This is a genomic window from Paenibacillus sp. IHBB 3054 (assembly GCF_051594305.1).
In the GTDB taxonomy this organism is placed as follows: domain Bacteria; phylum Bacillota; class Bacilli; order Paenibacillales; family Paenibacillaceae; genus Paenibacillus_AQ.
On record NZ_JBOFBG010000004.1, the window covers coordinates 1 to 19,558 of the forward strand.

Consider the following 19,558-nt stretch of genomic DNA (forward strand, 5'->3'; position numbering starts at 1 on the left):
TAAAATGAACGATTGCTTGCCTCTATCTGTCTTATTCATGAGAACAACAAAAAAGGGGGTGCAGCAGAATGACTGACCGGGGAATTTTCGAGCTCTATAAAGAAGATGTTTATTATTTTTGCTACTATTTGATGAAAAATCAGGCTGATGCTGAGGATATTAGCCAAGAGGTATTTGTCAAAGTGATTTTGGCAGATAGATCAAAGGTAAGAAACCTGAAATCGTGGATTTTGCGAATTGCTTCGAATGAGTGTAACAGCCTGATCAGAAGGCGTAAAACAGGAGTGATGAAAGAATTACGTAATTATTTACTATCCAGGTCTCAGGATTCCAATCCTGTCGAAGAGCATTTAAATCGCCGGGAAACTAAAAAAGAAATTCAAGGACTATATAGTAAGCTTCCCGACAAAATCAGAATGGTAGTAGTCCTTCGTTTTATTAACGAATTGACTGTACCCGAGATCTCTAAAGTGATGGACATACCCGAAGGAACTGCAAAATCCAGACTAAATAAGGGGCTTAAGCTGTTAAAGGGCAAGATGGTTGGAACTCAACTAAAGGAGATGAGCAGCAATGAATCAGTATATTGAAAAGGATAAGAATATTCCCCTGCCGGATTATGATTTAATGTGGACAGCCATAGAAAAAGAAGCATATCAACGCCAAATAAATCTGCAGCCTTCGCAGAATATTCCTAGACATCGTGCGAAGGTTGTTCCCATCAGTATCGTTTTCTCATGTATCTTGCTTGTCGCCATTCCTGTATACGCTAGTGTGACGATGAATTGGGATGAAATTGGCGGCCGTAGTGTGACCAATGCATTGAAAAACGGTATCGGCCAGCAGTATGATCTCCAAGCTTCCAGTTCTGGAGTTACAATGAACTTGAACGGTGTGGTGACGGATGGAGAAAAAATGAAAATGCTCATATCTCTGGATACCAAAACCGACCTAAGCCAATATATTGGAATTGCTACAGAGAAAAATACCATGACAAGTGAATCCGGTAGCGAGGCAAAAGTATACGGCAATTTAGAATACGACCCGGAAAGCAAGAAACTCCTTGGTGTATACGAAACCCCTGATACATTAAAGGATGATAAAAAAGACTACAAATTTGAAGCGCAAAATCTTATTTTTCTCCGTAATAGGGATATTCCCTTAGAATCTAACCCTCAAGCCGGAGATACGATTGTTACCGGATCTACACAGTATCCAACCCTCCATATTGAATCCGTTCGACAAGCTTCAAATCAAACCATTATCCGCTATAGGGTCGCTGCTTCACCATCTGACTTGGGACGCGGCACCCCGCAACTGGTAATTAATGCTGGTGGTCAAGTGAAAGAAGCAGTTCCCACCATCATGCCTAGCGAAGGTTCGGATTTGTTTATTGAACAGGTATTCGATATGACTGAACCCGTTTGGAAGGATGCCAGTCTTCATTTTAGTTACATTGAAGAAGCAAAACGGATTTCGGGCAGTTGGAAGTTTGATTTTAAAGCAGATGGAAAAAAGGCAAGTGAAGCTATGTACACTAAGAAAATGTACACCAGTCCTGAAGTCCAAAAAAAGACAGGCATAACGTTTGATCAGCTAGTGATTACCCCTTTAGTTATCCAGATCCTAATCAATGAAGAAGAATCGCTTAAAAAAGGAATTGTCCACTACAAAACTGCTCAGCTGGTTATAGGGGATAAAACAATCGCCGGGGATCGGGTTTTAAAAGGAGATCATCCCGGAAGCTATCAGCATTTATTTCAATTTGAATCTTCGGAGTGGTATAAGGACTGGTCTGATGTTCCAATGAAACTTAAATTAAAAGATGCTGTCATTGAAAAACGGGATACCTCTAAGAATTGGATCACGCTAAATAAACCTAAGAAAGAAAAGCAGTTCGCCAAACTTAATGTGGATGGATTAGATATTCAATTTACGTATTATACTGAGGGCGAAAATTTGATGGTCGAGTCCCATTCCGAATCCCCTGGCTTCAAGGGTGTTAACCAAACTACGGTACGGATTAATGGCAAAGAAATAGTACCTGAAATTACACCTAAGGGTATGGTATCTACAGGGGTTAATATCGATAGCTACAAAGGTATTCCCTTTGACGAAAAGATTGAACTGAACCCTGGTATCTATAAATACAGCGATCCAAGCCGGAACGAAGAAGTTAAACTCTAACCAAATTCAATAATAAACCAGCGGCAGTCTTGGATTGGAAAATAAAGTCCTAGACTGCCGCTGGTTTATTGAACTAACGTTCCCGTTAGCTTAATGAAAAACTGACTTAAATTCTCGAAATGCTATGGGAGAATCCAATGAACAGAAGCGTAAATATGGTGTTATACGATGTTGCACACTCCTTGAAATACGGTCAAACCTTCTTAATATGATAATTTCTTGTTAGAATAAAAATAGTAAGTGTTTGTTTTCTTTCATCTTCTTTATAAATTTAACGATTCCTCGAATAATAATTATTGATAAAATGATAATAATGACTGGAGCAATTTCTATAATAAAAACAGGAACTAATGCTGATAATGAAACGAAAATCTCGTAAATAAAAAAATAATCAACTATTCCAGCAACTACAAAAGACATTACAATCAATTGAAATTTCTGATAATAATAACTAAGCCTATAATAGGCTCTTCTTAAGTAATCAAAAGCTTTCATACTTCACCTCAATGCAATTCATTTACAATATGCTACGATTATGTTTAGAAATGGTTTCAGGTGTTTGTGTAATTGTGTATATCGATTAATTTGCGAACTCGCAATTAATTCCATACTTGGAGTTATTCGTGAAGCGTGCTGTTCCCGATCTGAATTTTCAGTCTTTAGAGCAGATGTTAGATTAGAAATGTATCCTAGATAATCTGAAATCCCCTGCTCACTCGTTCCGCTGATTTTCCAAAGCGGCTGCACCTTCAAGCAGCATCAATCCACTCAGCTGCACGCTGAGCTGAACCGGCAGTATAGGCTTATGCTCCCAAGAAGGGCCGCAGAGTCCCAGCTCGTGGTCCAGTCCTTTCGTCCATAAAGCATTGGCATTCGCCAGGATAACTTTACGGATGGGAAGTGTTCCAGGAAACTGCTTCTCCAGTTGAACCCAGTAGCGGATCAGAATTCCTTTGAACAATCCGGTGTCGTCAATGCCTTCATCAGGCAGCATGAGTGTAACCGGGTGGCACAATCGGCATATGCTTGTGTCGGCTGTCCGCAGGGCATCGTCTGCATATTGCTGCTCTCCTATAACACGGTACAGTTCCAGCGCCGCTCCAAGAAACACTCCCTGGCAGTAAGTGAATTCCCAGTCATAATCAATCTGACCGTCTCCCAGCCTGTTAATTCCGTCCCATACAAAGCCGGAGCCGGGATCTACCAGATGGGCTTTGTTCCATTCGTAAATGCGGACCGCCCATTCCAGATCCTCCGGATCCCGGAACAATCCGTACAAACGGGCAGCCAGAATGGCGGCGGGCGCATTAGCCGGGGTGTTCTTATAATCCAGCTGATCCTTCTTCCAGGCCATTCCTCCCCCGAAATAGCTGTTCCACGCGGTTTGAATATCTGACCACAGCTCCAGCACAGCATTCTTGTATTCTTCTTCCCCGGTAGCCTGGTACGCCCGCAGCAGCGCAAGAGCCGTCCACTCCATATCATCATAATAATTATGGGAAAAGGTACCGCCATTATAAGCATGCAGACAGCGGCTGAATTCGCGGATACGCAGGGGATCTGCGGGATCTCCCGTACGTTCATAAGCATCGACAAGCACATCCATCACATGGGCCTGCCACCAATAATAGAAGTTGTCGTCCGGACGGATATGCGCTTTAGGAAACCACTGACTCATAATACCGGTCTCTTCATTGTAATAATGCTGCTGAAGGCAGCGCTGGAACCAGTCCGCACGCGCCTTCCATTCAGCCTGCGCTGAGGCTTCAGCAAAAATATCCATAGGATCATCCCCATCTGGCGTTAATTATTCACCGATAATAGTGCCAAGCTCAGCCATCCGCTCCAGCAGCTTTATGCCGCTGAGCTGCGAGCTTAGCTGTACAATGCCGCCGGGCGGGTGGCACCAGTCCGTTCCAAACAACGCGCTTTCCGCCGTCTTCCCTCTCTCCCAGAGCAGTTCCGCATTTCTGCGAAGAAAGGATGCGGCTTCTCTTGCCTCAGGATCGGTCTTTACGAGTTCGGCAGTATAGCGGACCAGTATGCCCTTGAACAGACCGCCATCTCCGCCGCCCTCATCCGGCAACACCCTGAGCTGCGGACCGGTTAGCTCTTCAACGGCTGCGGCGAAGGTCTGCCGGGCATCTTCAAGGTAGCTGGCTTGATCCGTAATCCGGTACAGTTCAATTGCGGCGCCTATATACACTCCTTGATTGTAGGTGTATTTCCAGTCTTTATCGATTGTGCCATCCCCCTCACGGTTCAGCCCATCCCAGACAAAACCGTTCTCCGGGTCGACGAGATGTTTCTTTTGCCAGCTTAGAATCCGTTCTGCCCATTCTAGATCCTGCGGATCACCGAAGGCCTGATACAGTCGGGCAGCCAGGATGGCGGCAGGCGCGTTGGCCGGGGTGTTTTTATAATCAAGCTGCGATTTCTGCCAGGCGATGCCACCGCCCATATGATCGTTCCAGCCCGTCTTGATGTCCTGCCACAGAATTAATGAGGTCTGCTTGTAGCTCTCCTTCCCCGTTGCCTGATACGCACGTAGCCATGATAGTGCCATCCATTCCATATCATCATAGAGCTCATTTGGCCAACTCCCGCCATTGCGGCGGAGAAGACCTTCATGCAGCGAGGCGAGACGTTCTTCGTACCGTCTGTCTCTTGTCCGCAGCAGACCGTCCACCAGTGTATCCACGGCATGGGCCATCCACCAATAGTGAAATATAGTGTTGCATTCTCCATTCGGGCAAGGCGTCTCAATGTTGTACATGCCCATGTTCTCGTTCCAGAAATAATGATCCAGCGCTTCCTGCGCCTTGTCCGCCCGTTCCTCCCACAGTCGTGGCTCAATTTTCAATTGCTTCATAAGGCTCTCTCTCCTCATATCTGATCTGGTTTCAGTAGCTGCTTACCCTTTAATACCGCTGAACGCAATGCCCTGTACAAAATAACGCTGCAGGGCCAAAAAGAGCACCAATATCGGCAGAATTGCGACCAGCGCACCGGCCATCATCGGCCCGTAATCGGTCTGAAAGTTATAGGAAAAGGCCTGCAGCCCCATTTGAATGGTCGCTTTATCCGGATCATTTAAGACGATCATCGGCCAAAGGAAACTGTTCCACCCTGCCTGAAAGGTAAAGATGCTTAAGGTAGCCAGTGCAGGTTTGGTGAGCGGCAGATAAATGCGCCAAAAGATCTTAAATTCACCGCAGCCCTCAATCCGGGCCATTTCCAGCATGTCGCTGGGCAGGGTGAGGAAAAATTGCCGCATGAAGAACACCGCAAACGTCCCGGATGCGCCCGGCAGAATAATGCCCCAGAAGGAGTTCATCAGTCCGTTGCCTCCACTGCCGAAAAGATCATTGCCTCCGGCGAATGGAATATGGCGCATCACATAAACGGTCGGAATCATGGTTACGATGCCGGGGATCATCATCGCAGCCAGGAGCACCCGGAATACCGGCTTATTGAGCCTGAATTTCAGCTTCGCAAAAGCGTAGCCGCTGAGTGAGCCAAAGAATAAATTGGCCAGTACACCGGATACGGCAAGAACAAGCGAATTCCAGAAAAATAATGCAAATGGCACGGTCGAGAATGCTTTGCGGTAATGATCAAAGGTCAAATGCTTCGGAAACCATTGGATCGGCATCGCAAAGATCTCCTCATCCGGTTTCAGGGACGTTAGTACGCTCCAATAGAATGGCAGGAACATGGCAACTGCAATAACGATACATACGATATAATAAATGGATTTGTTAATGCCCCGCTTCAGGGCGGAGCCGCCGGTAACACCCATAGCTGTAAGCCTCCTTTTTTCCTGGGCAGCCCTGTTTAAATGACTGACTCTTCCGCTTTGGATATCCGCATATTGATCAGTGAAAAGACCAGGATGGCCATCGCCAGCACAAATGCCTGCGCAGAAGCATAGCCCATTTGCAGCTGGTTAAAACCTTGCTGGTAAATCAGATAGACCGGTGTCTTCGTGACATTGGCCGGCCCTCCCTGCGTCAGAACAAAAGCCTGGTCAAACAGCTGCAGTGCACCGATGATGGCCATGGTACTGACCAGGAAAGTTGTCGGCCGTAACTGCGGCCAAGTGATATACCGGAAGCAATCCATTTTGTTGGCACCATCCAGCCGGGCCGATTCATACAGATAATCCGGAACGCCTTGCAGACCTGCCAGATAAATTATCATATTAGAGCCGACGGACTGCCAGAGTGTCAGCAGGACTATTGAGAGCATGGCCGTTCTTGTCTCGGACAGCCAGGCTGGTCCTGTAATCCCAACGTAGGAGAGCAAACCGTTAATCAGCCCAAATTCCGGGTGCAGCAGCCAGATCCATACCGTTGCTGCCGCGACAGCTGAAGTCAGCGTAGGGAGATAATAAAAGGTGCGGAACAGCTTCACCCCGCGCCACGCCCGGCTGAGCAGCAGTCCCAATAGCAGTGAAATTAGAATATTGAGCGGCACAAAAATCAGCGAATACAGAAACACATTGCGGAAGGTTTTCCACAGCAGATCATCATGAGCCAGCCGCCGGTAGTTATCAAGCCCGATCCAGTCATTTCGGCTAAGCACATCATAATTGGTAAAGCTGAGATATAAGGCCATTACTACTGGAATAATCGTAAAGACCACGAACAGCAGCACTGTAGGTGTGATGAACAAATAAGCAGTCCGTGCCTGATGTCTTTCCACTTTTCTCATGGAAGCCATACAACTCCCCCCTTCATTATGCGGCAAGGTTCCATAACAGCAGGGAGGCAACGCCTCCCTGCTGCTACAACTGCTACTTCACAACTTCGTTATCCTTAAGCATTTGGTCTCCCTGCTCCTGAGACTTCTTAAGTGTGTCCTCAATACTCAGTTTGTTCTGCTGGTTAAGCTGAAGATTCGGCGCCAAGGCGTCCGTCTCCATCACGGAATAGCCGGGATGCGACGGGCGGACTTTAGCAAATTCCAGGGTTTCCATAAAAGGTTTCCACAGCGGATCATCCTTGAAGAACGGATCCTCCATCGAAGGTTTGAAGCCAGGCAGGTTCAAGCTGGTCTTAGCCCACAGCAGAGCATTGTCTTTGTTAGCCGTCCACCATTTGATAAATTCCCAGGCCTCATCGTGATGCTTGGAGCCCTCAGGAATAACCAGGCCGAAGCCGCCCATCACACTGCCTTTGTCACCGTTAGGGCCTGCTGGCGGAGGAACAACGCCGTATTCCAGGTCTTTGCCGTATTTATTGTAAGTGCTGAGCATCCATGGGCCTGAATAGAGCATAGCGACTTTTCCGGTAACAAAAGCATCCTGGCCTTCTCCGAGCCCCAGCTCAAAGCCCACCTTGTACACTTTATCTTTGTTCATCATCCGGTCCCAGAATTCGAGCACCTGCTTACCCTGCTCATTGTTGAAGTTGGTCTTCCCGTCTTCGGTCAGCATGGTGCCGCCAGCCTGCTGGAGATACATGTTAAACAATCCCAGGTCTGCCATGGAGAAGCCTGCTACTTCAAGCTTGTCTCCGTTCCATTTCGTCAGCTTCGCAGCCGCCGCTTCAAGCTCATCCCAAGTCGTCGGCGGCTGAAGCCCGGCTTCGGCCAGCAGCTTCTTATTGTAGAATAGTGCACGAGCGTCTACTGTAAGCGGCAGACCGTATAATTTATTGTCGTAAGAAAGTTCGTTCAGCGATTCGCTGTAAAAATCATCTTTGGAGATTCCATCACGTGTTAAATAGTCATCCACCGGATGCAGCACATTTTTGGGCGCATAAAGTGAAGTCCGCCAGCGGTCCCAGAAAAGTATGTCAGGAGCACCGCCGTTCGTGGCCGCAGTAAGAAATTTAGTGATCATATCCTGCTGCAGCACGTATTTCACGTGAATCTTATCCTGCGATTTGTTAAAAGCATCGACCATCGTTTCGAACTGCTTCTGGCCTTCTCCGCCCCAGTCCCCCCAGAAAGTAAGCTCTGTCTTCTTTGCACTCTTGCCGCCTTGCTCTGTTCCGCTTTTCCCTGCATTGGCATCCCCGGAATTGCCAGAATTACCGCCACACCCGGCGGCCAGGCCAGAGACCGTCACCAGAGTAAGTGCTGTAATCAACCATTTCTTCATTGATTTCATCCCCCTCAGACTATTTGGTATGTCATTGTTGCCGTTCATTTAGCTGCGCTTTACTTCGATTCCGCAACGCATGAGCACCAGCTCGCAGAACATTATATTGGCCCAAGAGAACCAGGGGCGGGTATACGCGCCGGGATCATCTGCATGAAAAGCTTCATGCATAAACCCGGTACCGCCATCACACTGCGCCAGCCGGTCAAGAATGGATTGCTGTTCCTCTGTATTTCCTGAAGTCATTCCTTGTACTGCTAAGGCGATTGGCCAGATATAACGGTTTGGGGTATGGGGGCTGCCAATGCCTGCTGCGGCTATGCCTGAATAGAAATAGGGATTACTCTTGCTCAAAATGAAGCTGCGGGTATTCATATATACAGGATCATCAACTGGAGAGTAGCCGAGATAAGGAATGGAGAGCAGGCTGGGAACATTGGCATCATCCATCAAATTCACACTACCAAGTCCATCTGTCTCATAGGCATACACAGTCCCAAACTCAGGGTGGTCCACAGTCCCGTGTTGCCAGATACCTTCTTCGATCTGCTCCAGCAGGTGTTGCGCAGAAGCCGCAAGCTCAGAGCTGTTCAACACCTCACCTGCAATTTCACACACATACCGGAGAACAACAACAGCGAACATATTGGCCGGGATGAGATAGCCGTATTCGCAGGCATCGTCGCTTGGTCGAAACCCGGACCAGGTCATTCCTGTATAGAACGTCAGGCTGCCTTTGCCTTCACGGACCAATGTATCCGTGGGTGCTCCATTCATGCGTTGAAACGTATAGAGAGAATCGCGCTCGTGGTTCTGTTCGGTGGTCCACAGTTCAATAATCCGCCGGACCCCTTTTTCAAAAGCGGCATCGAATTGGCTGGCCCGTCCGGTATTTTTCCACAGTAAATAGCTGAGCTGGATCGGATAACATAAGGAATCTACTTCGTATTTCCTCTCCCAGATCCAGGGGTTCATTGCCGTGAGATCATCCTGATGCCCACGCCCATCCGCCTCCTGGTTAAATGCGTTTGCATAAGGATCAATCTCGGTAAAAGCAAATTGCTGCTTAACCAATCCTTCATCATGTCTGCTATTTCTTCATCTTCAGCGGCAAGGATCAGAAAAGGCCTGACCTGAGCGGCAGAATCCCTCAGCCACATGGCAGGAATATCACCAGTAATGACAAAGGTCGTTCCGTCCTTATTGCGTTTTATTGTTGTATTCCAGGTGTTCGATAAACATTGTTCGAACATATCCGCCAGTTTTGGGCGGTCCTGCAATATTGTCCGAACCTGTGCAGCCAGCCGCTGAATGGATTGGGGTAATTCATTTGAGGTGTACAGTAGAAATAACCTCCCTTTTGTATTTTTATTAAGCGCTTTCATTAAATAGTATATTGGTATACAAATAATATGTCAATCAATATTTTAGACTTAATGATATATCATTTCAAGAATCTGGATATAAAAAAACCCATCCGATTGAATGGGTTCGTCGTTATCTATTGCCGTTACTTTCGAACTGCAGGTCCGGTCGAGCTGCCGGGGATCAGCTTCGCCTCCAGCATTACCTTATTCGGTACAGAATGCCCGTTCATAATTGTCAGCACATTCTCTACCGCAAGCCGACCCATCTCTTCTTCATTCTGGCGCATATGGGTGAAGGCATAACCTCCTCCAAGTTGTGTCGGCGGACTGTCGAAACAAATAATGGAGATATCCTCGGGGATACGCAGTCCCAGACGTTCCACCGCTGTCTTGGCGAGCAAGGCAATATTGTACTCGATGGCAAACAGCGCAGTAATGTCTGGGTGACTCTTCAGATGGGATTCCAGGCGCGCGAGATCATGTTCAATATTATCCGGGTTAAAAAACTTCGGCAATGTCGAGGTTAAGTCACTGACCCACAGCTCCTTATCCACCATGATTCCCCGCTCGGCGTGTGCCTGTATGAAGCCTTCAATCCGGTCCTCGACGGCAGTGGTATCGACCGGCGGAGGCGAAAGAAACGATATATGGGTATGTCCCAAATCAAACAAATACTTTGTGGCTTCAAGCGCTGCCTGAAGATTATCCGTGCTGATCGATGCGGCGGCTACCCCTTTTAAATGTCTGTCCACCAGCACCAGGGGGAAACGGCCAATGACCAGCTTGAGGATTTCCGCGTTGAAATATTCGCCCTGCGCCGGGAAGATAATCAGTCCATCCACACCCAGGTTGAGCAGCTTCTGGATGGATTGCTCTTCATTCTCGGGAATACCGAAGGTTCTCCGCAAGACCAGAAAGCAGTCATTATCGCGTGAAGCCTGCTCCATGCCATAGATCAGCCCCGTACCGTAGCTGTTGCCAAAATCGGTGATGATCAGCCCGATGGTCTTCTCTTCAACATTGATTGCAGGGATTCCGGTACTTGTTCCGGGAGGTAGCTCCTGAAGTTCAGCGACCGGATCGGCCACAAACGAGCCCCTGCCCGGCTTACGGACGATCAAATGCTCGGCGGCCAGCAGCTCAAGCGCTTTTTTACTGGTAATACGGCTTACATTATAGCTATCAGCCAGTTCTTTCTCGGAAGGAACACGCTCTCCAAGCTTATAGGCTTGAGTCAATATGCTCTCCTTCACTTCGTCAAAGATCTTCTCATACATCGGCTTAGAAGACGTCGGTTCGTTCATGACCTTCACTATCTCCTGACTCTTATTATTCGTGATTTACATAATAATATATCATGATATATTATGATTGTCGATGCATACATAGTCTTTCTGTATTCATTATAGATATGCCATTGTTTAAGGAGAATGAAAATCTTGTAAAGAGGACTTCAGAATGTAAAAAAACCTAACTGATGGACGCAGTATAGCTGTGTCAGTCAGTTAGGTTATTACGAATTAGTTATTCAGGTGATCTCAAGAAACAATGCACAATCAAATGGCTGCAGGTTGATGGAATTTGATTCATGCCATTCCTTGGAGGGTTCAGACTTCGATTTCGGGTTGCAGCCCTTGTTCATTTCCTCTACATCCGAAACCAGACTCCATCCCTTTGGAACATCCAATTCACACACCGTCCGGTTATGATTCATGACAAAGAAATAAGTACCGTCCTTTCCCCGTCTCCGGGTAATCTCGACACCTTCCGGTGCGGCTGCGATTCCACAGACCCCAGCGTCGCCAATCATCTCCAAGACCAGCTTTTCCATCGTCTCCGGCCCCAATTCCGTGCCGGCATAATAGGCTCGTCCCCTGCCGTATGTATGGCGGGTAACCGCCGGTGTCCCGGCATAGAAATCCCTGGTGTATACGGCTAGTACCTCTGCGCCTTCCACTGTGATCAGATCGCACCACAGCTCCGCTTCCTCTCCAGACTTCCCGCCTTCATCTTCCGTTTGGGTTGCCCTGGACATCCCCTCATCATTCAGCCATCTCACACTCTGCCCGAATTGGCGCAGACAGTCGTAATCGAAGATGCTTAGACCCAGCAGCTGCGAATATTTTCCCGGCAGCGTCAGTGGAATAGCGGCATTATTCCGGTCCTTGACTGCGGTCCGCATATCGAGCAGGACATGCCCGCCCGCTTCTGTATATTCATATAGTCTTCGGCATAGCTCTGAATCGGTGACGAACAGAAGCGGAAAAATCAGCACTTTGTACTTTGAGAAATCGTCATTTTCGGAAATCAGATCTACAGGGATATTGTGATCAAATAATGCTTTATAATAACGGTGCAGATGTGCGACGTAGTTCAGGTCGGTATGATGCGGCTGGATTTGCAGCGCCCATTCCTGGTCGTAGCTGAACACAATCCCAACCTCGGCTTCGGGAAGTCCCCCGCGGAAAGCCTCCATATGAGGAGCCAGTTCGGCTATGCTGTCGCGGATTTCCTCGTATCGGCGACCCGGAATACGGCTGTGGGGCAGAATGCCGTGCCAGTACTGCTCGCTGCCGAACAGGCAGGTATCCCACCGGAAATAGACGATGGTATCCGCACCATGGGCAACGGATTGAAAGGTCCAGAGCCGCATCTGCCCCGGCCGGGGCGTTGAGCCGAGAATTTCCGTCCCTGTCGGTCCGGCGAGCTGCTCCATCACCCAGAACGGCTTCCCTTTGGTTCCCCTCATAAGATCGAGCGCCATGCCGAGGTGGGAGGGCGAGCTGCGCTTGATCCGCTCCTCCAGAAACAGCATCGGGTATTGATCGTGGGAGATGAAATCCAGATCCTTCGCCAGCTCGAAATAATCAGTCTTGTCAAAGAAGCCCATAAAGTTATGCGTAATAAGATGGCCGGGACATACCTCCCGCAGTATATCCGCCTGCCACTTTTGGAACTCGACGACCAGACTGGAGCAGAATCGTTTCCAATCTAGCAGAAGCGATGGATTATGGCTGTTAGGTGTAGCAAGTGGAACGGGAATCTGCGAGAAAGAGGTATAGGTCTGGCTCCAGAACACCGTTCCCCACGCCTCGTTCAGGCCTTCGATCGTCCCATGCCGTTCCTCCAGCCATCGGTGGAACCTTGCCCGGCAGTGATCGCAATAGCACAAGTTACGGTGACTGTTACCCAGCTCATTGTCAATTTGCCAGCCGACAACATAGGGGTTGTCCCGGTAGCGAAGGGCCATGGTCCGCACAAATTCTTTAATATGCTTCCGGTAGTGTGGATGCGACTGGCAGTCATGATGCCGACCGCCAAAGCCTACCCTCTGTCCCTCCGCATTCAGTGGGTACAGATCTGGATGAAGCTCCATCATCCACACCGGCGGAGCCGCCGTCGGCGTACCCAGCATGGTTGTAACCCCCTGCTCTCCCAGCAGTTCAATGGCTTCGTCCAGCCAGCCGAAATCATAGACGCCGGGACTCGGCTCCATCTTCGCCCATGAGAACTCCGCCATCCGCACAACCTCGATGCCCATCTCCTTCATCATTACTGCATCCCGTTGCCACAAGTCAGGCGGGCAATGCTCGGGATAATAATCAACACCAAATTTCATGGCTTGCGTTACTCCTTCCCATTCACGAGGTAATGTCCAGCTTTTTAATCTATTCGTGTTTATCCTTTAATCGCACCGTCAATCATGCCGGAAATAAGCTGTCTCTGAAAAATCAGAACGATAATAAGCAGCGGCAGCACGCTTACAACCGAGCCGGCCATGATGAGATGATAAGGTGTATTGTTGCTGTCCTCCAGCGCCTTCAGCGCCACAGACAACGTCATATGCTCCTGGGAGCGCAGAATAACGGACGGCCACAGAAAGTTGTTCCACTGCTTGACGAACAGGATAATCCCCAGGGCGGCGAATGCCGATTTCAGGTTGGGAAGAATGATCCGGCGGAACATGCCAATCTCGCTGCACCCGTCGATTCGTGCCGCCTCCATCATTTCATCGGGAATGGAACTGCAGTACTGCCGCATGAAGAAGATGCCAAAAGCATTGGCCAGATCGGGTAAGATCACTCCCCAGATGTTGTCGATGAGATGCAGGTTCTTATAAATGACGAACAGTGGAACCATCGTTGCTTCATGAGGAATCATTAGCGAAGCGAGCACGAAGACGAACAGAATGTCCTTGCCGCGAAACCGGTATTTGGCAAAGGCGAACCCGGCCAGGCTGCAGAACAGCAGCGCAGTAATCGTCATGGTCGTGGACAGCAGCAGACTGTTCCAGGTGATAATTCCAAATTTACGGTTCACGAACAATTCAGTGAAGTTCTCCCAATGCAGCGTTGTCGGCAGCCAGATCGGCGGATTGACGAAGATTTGGCTAATATCTTTCAGCGATGAGCTGAATAACCAGAACAGCGGAAACAACGTGATGAGGGAGACCACGGCCATCAGGACAAATGCTGCACCAGCGGTCAGGCCCTTCTCACCTGAACGGCTGGCCCTTTTCGCCGCAGACTTCTTTTTCGTTTGAGTCAAAAGCGTCATTCGGTTCTCCCCCCCTTATTTCTCATCGAATAGACGCATCTGGATCAGCGATATGCTCATCATCAAGATGAAGAAGCAGACAGCGATTGACGAGGCGTAGCCGAAGTTGAAATTCTGAAAGCTTTCGTTATACAGCATCAGCACCGGCGTCAGCGTCGAATTTAGCGGACCGCCTTTGGTGAGAATGTACGGCTCGGTAAAGAGCGAGAAGGTGCCGATTGTGGACAGCACGGTGCAGAATAGCAGCATTTTTTTGACCAAAGGAATGGTAATGAAGAAGAAGCTTTTTACTTTCGTAGCTCCGTCGACATAAGCCGCTTCGTACAGATCCTTCGGAATACTTTGCAGACCGGTCAGTAGCAGCAGCATATTGTAGCCGAGCCAACGATACAGTACCATTAACGCCACAGAAAAGCGCGCCCACCACGGGGAATCAAGCCAAGGAAGCGGAGACTTGATCCAACTGAGGTTAAGCAGGAACGTGTTGATCAGCCCGTCTTGGGTATTGAATAGCAGCACGAATACGAAGGATACGGCGACCACCGACACAAAATTCGGTACAAACAGAGCCATCCGGAAAAACCCTTTGCCCACCATCCATTTGGAGTTGAGCATACTGGCAAAGATTAAGCCAAGAAAGAGCATAAGCGGCACATACATCAGGAAGATGACTAAGCTGTTCCATAGCGACAGCCAAAAGTAATGATCCTTCAGCAGGGCCGTATAGTTGTCCAGCCCGATGAATAGCTTGTCACTTGCACCGTTCCATTCCGTCAGACTGAGATAAAACGAATAAATAATCGGATACAGTGAAAAGATGCCAAATAAAATAAAGTATGGGGAAATGTACAGATACGGAGCGTAACGGATCTGTCTGTTCCATCTTGTCTTGCCCATAGATTTTCTCACCTCCTTGATCCTTGCTGCTGTCTACTCTCTTTTGGTCTTCTGCCGGAGTTCATCGGCCATTGTCTTTAACGCATCTCCAGAGGAGGCGTCATTCAGGAACACCTTTGCCCACACGTCCGTCATCAGCTTGTTGGCCATCGGGAAATCGGAGGTGTAAGCAAGCGGATAGGTGCTCTCCAGTGATTGGGCATACACTTTTAAAATAGGCTGGCCCTTGAAGTAATCAAATTGCTTGTCCATTGCCGAGTCGGAATATACCGTCTTCAACGAGGGGAGTAGCCCCGCTTCCAGCATCATTTTGGTCTGAGACTCCTTATCGCCGAGCATGAATTCGATGAATTTCCAGGCTTCTTCCGGGTGCTTCGAGTTTTTATTTATCGCCATGTTGGACCCGCCTTGGTTAGCCCCGCCATATTTATCGTCTGCTGACCATTTCGGCATCGTCGTAACTGACCATTTGCCCGAATCCTGCGGCGAGTACTGCTTTTCGATGATCGCGTCATGCCAGGAACCGCCGACTACGCTGGCGATTTTACCCTCACCGATGGCATTGCCCCAAGGGTCGGAGTTGGCGCGGGCGTCATAGACAAGCTCTTCCTGCTGCATCTTGATCAAGTAATCTGTGATCTCCTTCACTTCCGGGCTATCGACCGTGACCTTGCCGTTCTCGTCAAAATACCAGTATCCGCGCTGCCACATCATAGATTCGAACACGCGGTTGCTGGAATTGGTCTTCGAATCGCCGTACATGAACGCTCCTGTCTTCTCCTTCACCAGCTTGGCCGCTTGATAATAATCGTCCCAAGTCTTAATCTTGGCGGCGACCTCATCGGGATCGGTCGGCAGACCGGCCTTAGCGAACAGGTCATTCCTGTAGAACATCACCACCGGGCCGCTGTCCCATGGCATGGCATAGATTTTGTCGTCCATGGTGGCGTCCTTCCATTTGTAGGGCACGATTTTATCTTTATATGGAGCCACACGTTCGGTAATGTCGAGCAGCGAATTGATCTCCACCATCTGTGATAGATTCGTCGATTCGAGCGCCAGCACATCCGGCACCGCGTCGTCAGTATTGGAGGACACCAAATACTTCTGATAGAGGTCGGTGGATTTCATGGTTTGGAACTCAACCTCGATATTGGGATAAGCTTCCTTGAACCGGTCCATATTTAGATCAATCCCGGCTTTGGCCTGCTCCCAAATCCAGACGACAAGCTTCACCTTCTCTTCTCCCCCCTGATCCGTTCCAGCCGATCCGGAACTACTCTGTGTGTTGGAACCAGAGCAGGCGCTTAACAGCATGGAAGCTGTAAAAAGCGTGGAAAGCAGCATTTTCCCTCTTTTGTTATGCATTGTTTGACCTCCTTGAGTGGGTTGATACCATCATAAGAGAAATGTAAGGGTTTTCAAATCCGACTGGCGTTCGAAAAAGGTTCACTTTTATTGGAATGTAACAAAAAAACCCGTTTTTTACACGGGCGAAAGGTCAATTCATTGGATTTTGGTGTCTTTTTGTTTGTTGGCGGTATTGTCCCGGAGCGAATCCGACACTTTTCTTAAACCATTTGGCGAAGTATTTGACGTCTCCAATCCCGATCTTCTCCGCTACTTCCTCCATACGGTAGTCTGTCATTGCCAGCAGATTCTGTGCCCGTTCCAGCTTCTTCTGGGAAAGGAAATCAATCAGGCTGCTGCCTGTCGCTTCTTTGAATACGGTGCTGAAGTAGCTGCGGCTTATACCGATCCGGTCGGCGATTTCGCCGACTCGGGGATCGAGATGAAGATGATGGTTGATATAGTCGATGGCGCGGAGAATATCCTCTTTATGCTGGCGGCTGACCAGACGGGTCTCGCGCTCGATTGCCCGCAGGCGGAGCAGGCGCAGCACGCCCTCTATCCATCGTACTCCGCCCTCAACCGGCCCCTCCAGTCTCCATCCCAATCCGGGATTACGTGAACTCTTCAGATGCAGCAGTTCATGCTCCGCCGTATCCCGTTCCGCCCAGTGGCAGGCCAGCAACGCAGTACCGTCTGGACACGGTAAGAACGCACGTCCTGGTGACCCGGATGCAAATGCCTCACCAATCTTTAGAAAAGCTTTTGGCTCAGACATCGAAAAACTGGAATTGTTAGCGCTTCCATTATCATACAAATGAAAGATGCAGCCGCCTCGGGTCATCCAGCTCCAATCTCCATTCAGCTTGGCTACCAGCCTCTCGTCTGCAGTGATATCCTGTACCCGAAGCCACTCCATTACAATTTGCATCTCGTCCTCAGATGCTGCCATGGAGGACTGATTCTGCAGGTGAAGCTCGCATTCACGCCGGATTTTATCGAGGCATCGCTCCATTTCCTCGTCGCCCATGCTGGTCTTTACAATATAGTCAGAGATACCGATCTGGATCCCCTGCTGTGCGTAAGCAAAGTCACGGTGACAGCTCAGAAACAGGATTTTGACATGGGGATATCTGTGTCTAATTTTATAAGCCAGCTCGATTCCGTCCATCTCGGGCATCACGATGTCGGTAATGACAATGTCGGGTTCATGATTGACCACCTTCTCCCAGCCCAGGATGCCGTTAGGTGCATCGCCGACGACTGCCATGCCATGTCTGCCCCAGTCCACTGTCATCCTCAGCCCTTTTCTCACAAGCTGTTCATCATCAACGATAAGCACCTTCAGGGGTGAATCTCTCCGTAAGTCTTTGGCCATCGTATGATCACCTTACTTCCGTGGTTTCGTTCGGACTCTATCGTAAAATCGCAGTTTTCGCCAAAATGCATGTTAAAGCGCTCTCTGACATTCCGCATGCCAAGTCCTCCTTTCTTGCCCGGAATGACTTGGCCGTTCCTCACATAGAGCAAATGCTCCGGCTTGATACCGATCCCGTTGTCAGTTAACTCCGCCTTAATTTCGCCTGATCCGGAGACGAGTGACAGCCTAATTTCACCTGCTCCGTCTGTAAAGCCGTGAAAAAAGATGTTCTCCAGTAGCGGCTGGAACACCATCCGCGGCACCAGGCAGGACATCAGCTCCGGCTCGGCCTCCAGCTTGAAACTAAAGGCATCATCGTACCGGAGCCGCTGGATTTCGATAAAATGAAGCACTAAAGCCAGTTCCTCCTCAAGCGGCACCAGTGTCTTAGACACTGCAAAAGTGCTCTCCAGGACGGCAACCAGATGCTCAATCATTTTCTGAATATCGCGGCGCCCGGCCAACCTCGCCTTCCACTGAATGCTGTTCAGAGTGTTAAATAGCAGGTGGGGGTTGATCTGGTAGTGAAGCGCCCGCAGTTCTGCTTCGCTCTTCAGCTTTTCGCTCCGGCTGATCTCACGCACCAGATCCTGGATTTGTCCGGTCATCCGGTTGAAGGATTGACTTAAATAGCCCAGCTCATCGCTGGTGAGCACCGGGGTCTGGATGAACAGTTCCCCTTGTCCGAATCTTCGCATCGAATGGGTCAGCTTTTGAATGGGCCGCGTAAGTCGAAGCGAGAAAAAATGGGCCATCGCGATGGCGAAGAGCAGCGTGCAGCCCGCAACGATCAGCGTATAGTTCAGGATCACGCCCGAGGAGCGATAGAACTCAGCATGCGGCATTCTGGCCTCGACAGTCCAGCCCTCCCGCTCCATAACGCCGGACCAGACAATATCGTCCTCCGAACTACTGTATTTCTCCGAGCTTTGCAGCAGCACGCTTCCGTCCGCTGCCCGTATTTGCAGGTGAGCATTCATATTATGCTGAAACGCCCGAAGCAGATTCACCACGGAATCCGCCTTCGTATCGATTAGAATCCGGCTGCCTGGCGGGAGTCCGAAGTGATCCTTGACCGGCACAACCAGGCTGATGACCATGTTGTCACTTACAAAGCTGTAATAGTAATCCGGCCGGTGGATGATAACTTGTCTTCCGCCATTCCCGGCAACTTGGCGCCAGAAGGAGGAGTCCGTAAGCCTTGCCTGATCAAGTCCGCCGCTTCCGATAAATTTGCCCGAAGGCATCACAACCGAAACACTTACAATATTGACCGTTTCAAAAGATATAAGATAGCGCTGGAGCGCCTGTTCCTCCTTATATCGGCTATAGTTCAGCGTTCCGCCATCCTCGATGACCATGGGTGTAGAGATCAAATAATTCAGTAGATTGCCCGTAATATTGTCCATCTGCGCGATGCTGGTATCCAAATGGAGCTTAAGCTCCTCAATAGCATTCATCCCGTAGCTCCCGAACTGTGAATTCACGATCTGCGACGATTTATGATTGGAGAAATAACCCATTACGGCCAACGGAAGCAGCGCAATGACTATGAAGAACATCAGCAGCTTGGCGTACATGCTTCGGCCTATTGATAATGCCTGCGGTTTGCCTTTGTTCCGGGGGTGTGAAGCTTTCGTTTTCATTCCGTTCCCTCCACAGCATCGACTG

15 protein-coding genes and 1 pseudogene are annotated in these 19,558 nt (G+C 49.2%); 2 read left to right on the forward strand and 14 right to left on the reverse strand.

The window, feature by feature from the left end; genetic code table 11:
- Nucleotides 1–68: 68 nt before the first annotated feature.
- Together ACQ76X_RS06815 and ACQ76X_RS06820 are read left to right on the forward strand one after the other, a co-directional pair.
- Nucleotides 69–590: an RNA polymerase sigma factor gene (locus ACQ76X_RS06815; protein ID WP_438492489.1), complete on the forward strand. Its 522-nt coding sequence runs from the start codon at nucleotides 69–71 to the stop codon at nucleotides 588–590.
- Complete coding sequence (locus ACQ76X_RS06820; protein ID WP_438492491.1) at nucleotides 574–2,187, forward strand: DUF4179 domain-containing protein; 1,614 nt, start codon at nucleotides 574–576, stop codon at nucleotides 2,185–2,187. The genes ACQ76X_RS06815 and ACQ76X_RS06820 overlap by 17 nt, the downstream gene beginning before the upstream one ends.
- A 222-nt stretch (nucleotides 2,188–2,409) precedes the next feature.
- Here the strand turns inward: ACQ76X_RS06820 and ACQ76X_RS06825 are convergent, their stop codons facing one another.
- The 14 genes and pseudogenes from ACQ76X_RS06825 to ACQ76X_RS06890 form a co-directional block, all read right to left on the reverse strand.
- Complete coding sequence (locus ACQ76X_RS06825; protein ID WP_438492493.1) at nucleotides 2,410–2,682, reverse strand: hypothetical protein; 273 nt, start codon at nucleotides 2,680–2,682, stop codon at nucleotides 2,410–2,412.
- Nucleotides 2,683–2,899: 217 nt separating this feature from the next.
- Nucleotides 2,900–3,970 carry a glycoside hydrolase family 76 protein gene (locus ACQ76X_RS06830; RefSeq protein ID WP_438492495.1) on the reverse strand — a complete coding sequence of 357 codons (1,071 nt, stop codon included), beginning with the start codon at nucleotides 3,968–3,970 and terminating at the stop codon, nucleotides 2,900–2,902.
- 24 nt (nucleotides 3,971–3,994) lie between these two features.
- Nucleotides 3,995–5,059 (reverse strand): glycoside hydrolase family 76 protein, encoded by a 1,065-nt coding sequence (locus tag ACQ76X_RS06835; RefSeq protein ID WP_438492497.1) that lies wholly within the window; start codon nucleotides 5,057–5,059, stop codon nucleotides 3,995–3,997.
- A 42-nt stretch (nucleotides 5,060–5,101) separates the two neighbouring features.
- Nucleotides 5,102–5,989 (reverse strand): carbohydrate ABC transporter permease, encoded by an 888-nt coding sequence (locus ACQ76X_RS06840; protein WP_038592017.1) that lies wholly within the window; start codon nucleotides 5,987–5,989, stop codon nucleotides 5,102–5,104.
- A gap of 35 nt (nucleotides 5,990–6,024) precedes the next feature.
- Nucleotides 6,025–6,912, reverse strand: coding sequence for a carbohydrate ABC transporter permease (locus ACQ76X_RS06845; protein ID WP_038592014.1), 888 nt, complete (start codon nucleotides 6,910–6,912; stop codon nucleotides 6,025–6,027).
- Nucleotides 6,913–6,985: 73 nt separating this feature from the next.
- Entirely contained in the window at nucleotides 6,986–8,296 is a 1,311-nt protein-coding gene (locus ACQ76X_RS06850) for an ABC transporter substrate-binding protein (protein ID WP_076112899.1), read from the reverse strand.
- Between the two features lie 48 nt (nucleotides 8,297–8,344).
- Nucleotides 8,345–9,681 (reverse strand): annotated as a pseudogene (locus ACQ76X_RS06855) (glycoside hydrolase family 125 protein).
- Between the two features lie 125 nt (nucleotides 9,682–9,806).
- Nucleotides 9,807–10,967, reverse strand: coding sequence for a GntR family transcriptional regulator (locus ACQ76X_RS06860; protein ID WP_438492500.1), 1,161 nt, complete (start codon nucleotides 10,965–10,967; stop codon nucleotides 9,807–9,809).
- A 224-nt stretch (nucleotides 10,968–11,191) separates the two neighbouring features.
- On the reverse strand, nucleotides 11,192–13,282 hold the full coding sequence (locus ACQ76X_RS06865; RefSeq protein WP_438492502.1) for a beta-galactosidase: 2,091 nt from the start codon (nucleotides 13,280–13,282) through the stop codon (nucleotides 11,192–11,194).
- Nucleotides 13,283–13,341: 59 nt separating this feature from the next.
- A complete protein-coding gene (locus ACQ76X_RS06870; RefSeq protein WP_340898284.1) occupies nucleotides 13,342–14,220 on the reverse strand; it encodes a carbohydrate ABC transporter permease in 879 nt (292 codons plus the stop codon).
- A gap of 15 nt (nucleotides 14,221–14,235) precedes the next feature.
- Nucleotides 14,236–15,117: a carbohydrate ABC transporter permease gene (locus tag ACQ76X_RS06875; RefSeq protein WP_076112903.1), complete on the reverse strand. Its 882-nt coding sequence runs from the start codon at nucleotides 15,115–15,117 to the stop codon at nucleotides 14,236–14,238.
- 33 nt (nucleotides 15,118–15,150) lie between these two features.
- A complete protein-coding gene (locus tag ACQ76X_RS06880) occupies nucleotides 15,151–16,485 on the reverse strand; it encodes an ABC transporter substrate-binding protein (protein ID WP_438492504.1) in 1,335 nt (444 codons plus the stop codon).
- Between the two features lie 133 nt (nucleotides 16,486–16,618).
- A complete protein-coding gene (locus ACQ76X_RS06885) occupies nucleotides 16,619–17,845 on the reverse strand; it encodes a response regulator (protein WP_438492506.1) in 1,227 nt (408 codons plus the stop codon).
- Nucleotides 17,812–19,533 (reverse strand): cache domain-containing sensor histidine kinase, encoded by a 1,722-nt coding sequence (locus tag ACQ76X_RS06890; RefSeq protein ID WP_438492507.1) that lies wholly within the window; start codon nucleotides 19,531–19,533, stop codon nucleotides 17,812–17,814. Before ACQ76X_RS06890 ends, ACQ76X_RS06885 begins: the two co-directional genes overlap by 34 nt.
- Nucleotides 19,534–19,558: the final 25 nt, after the last annotated feature.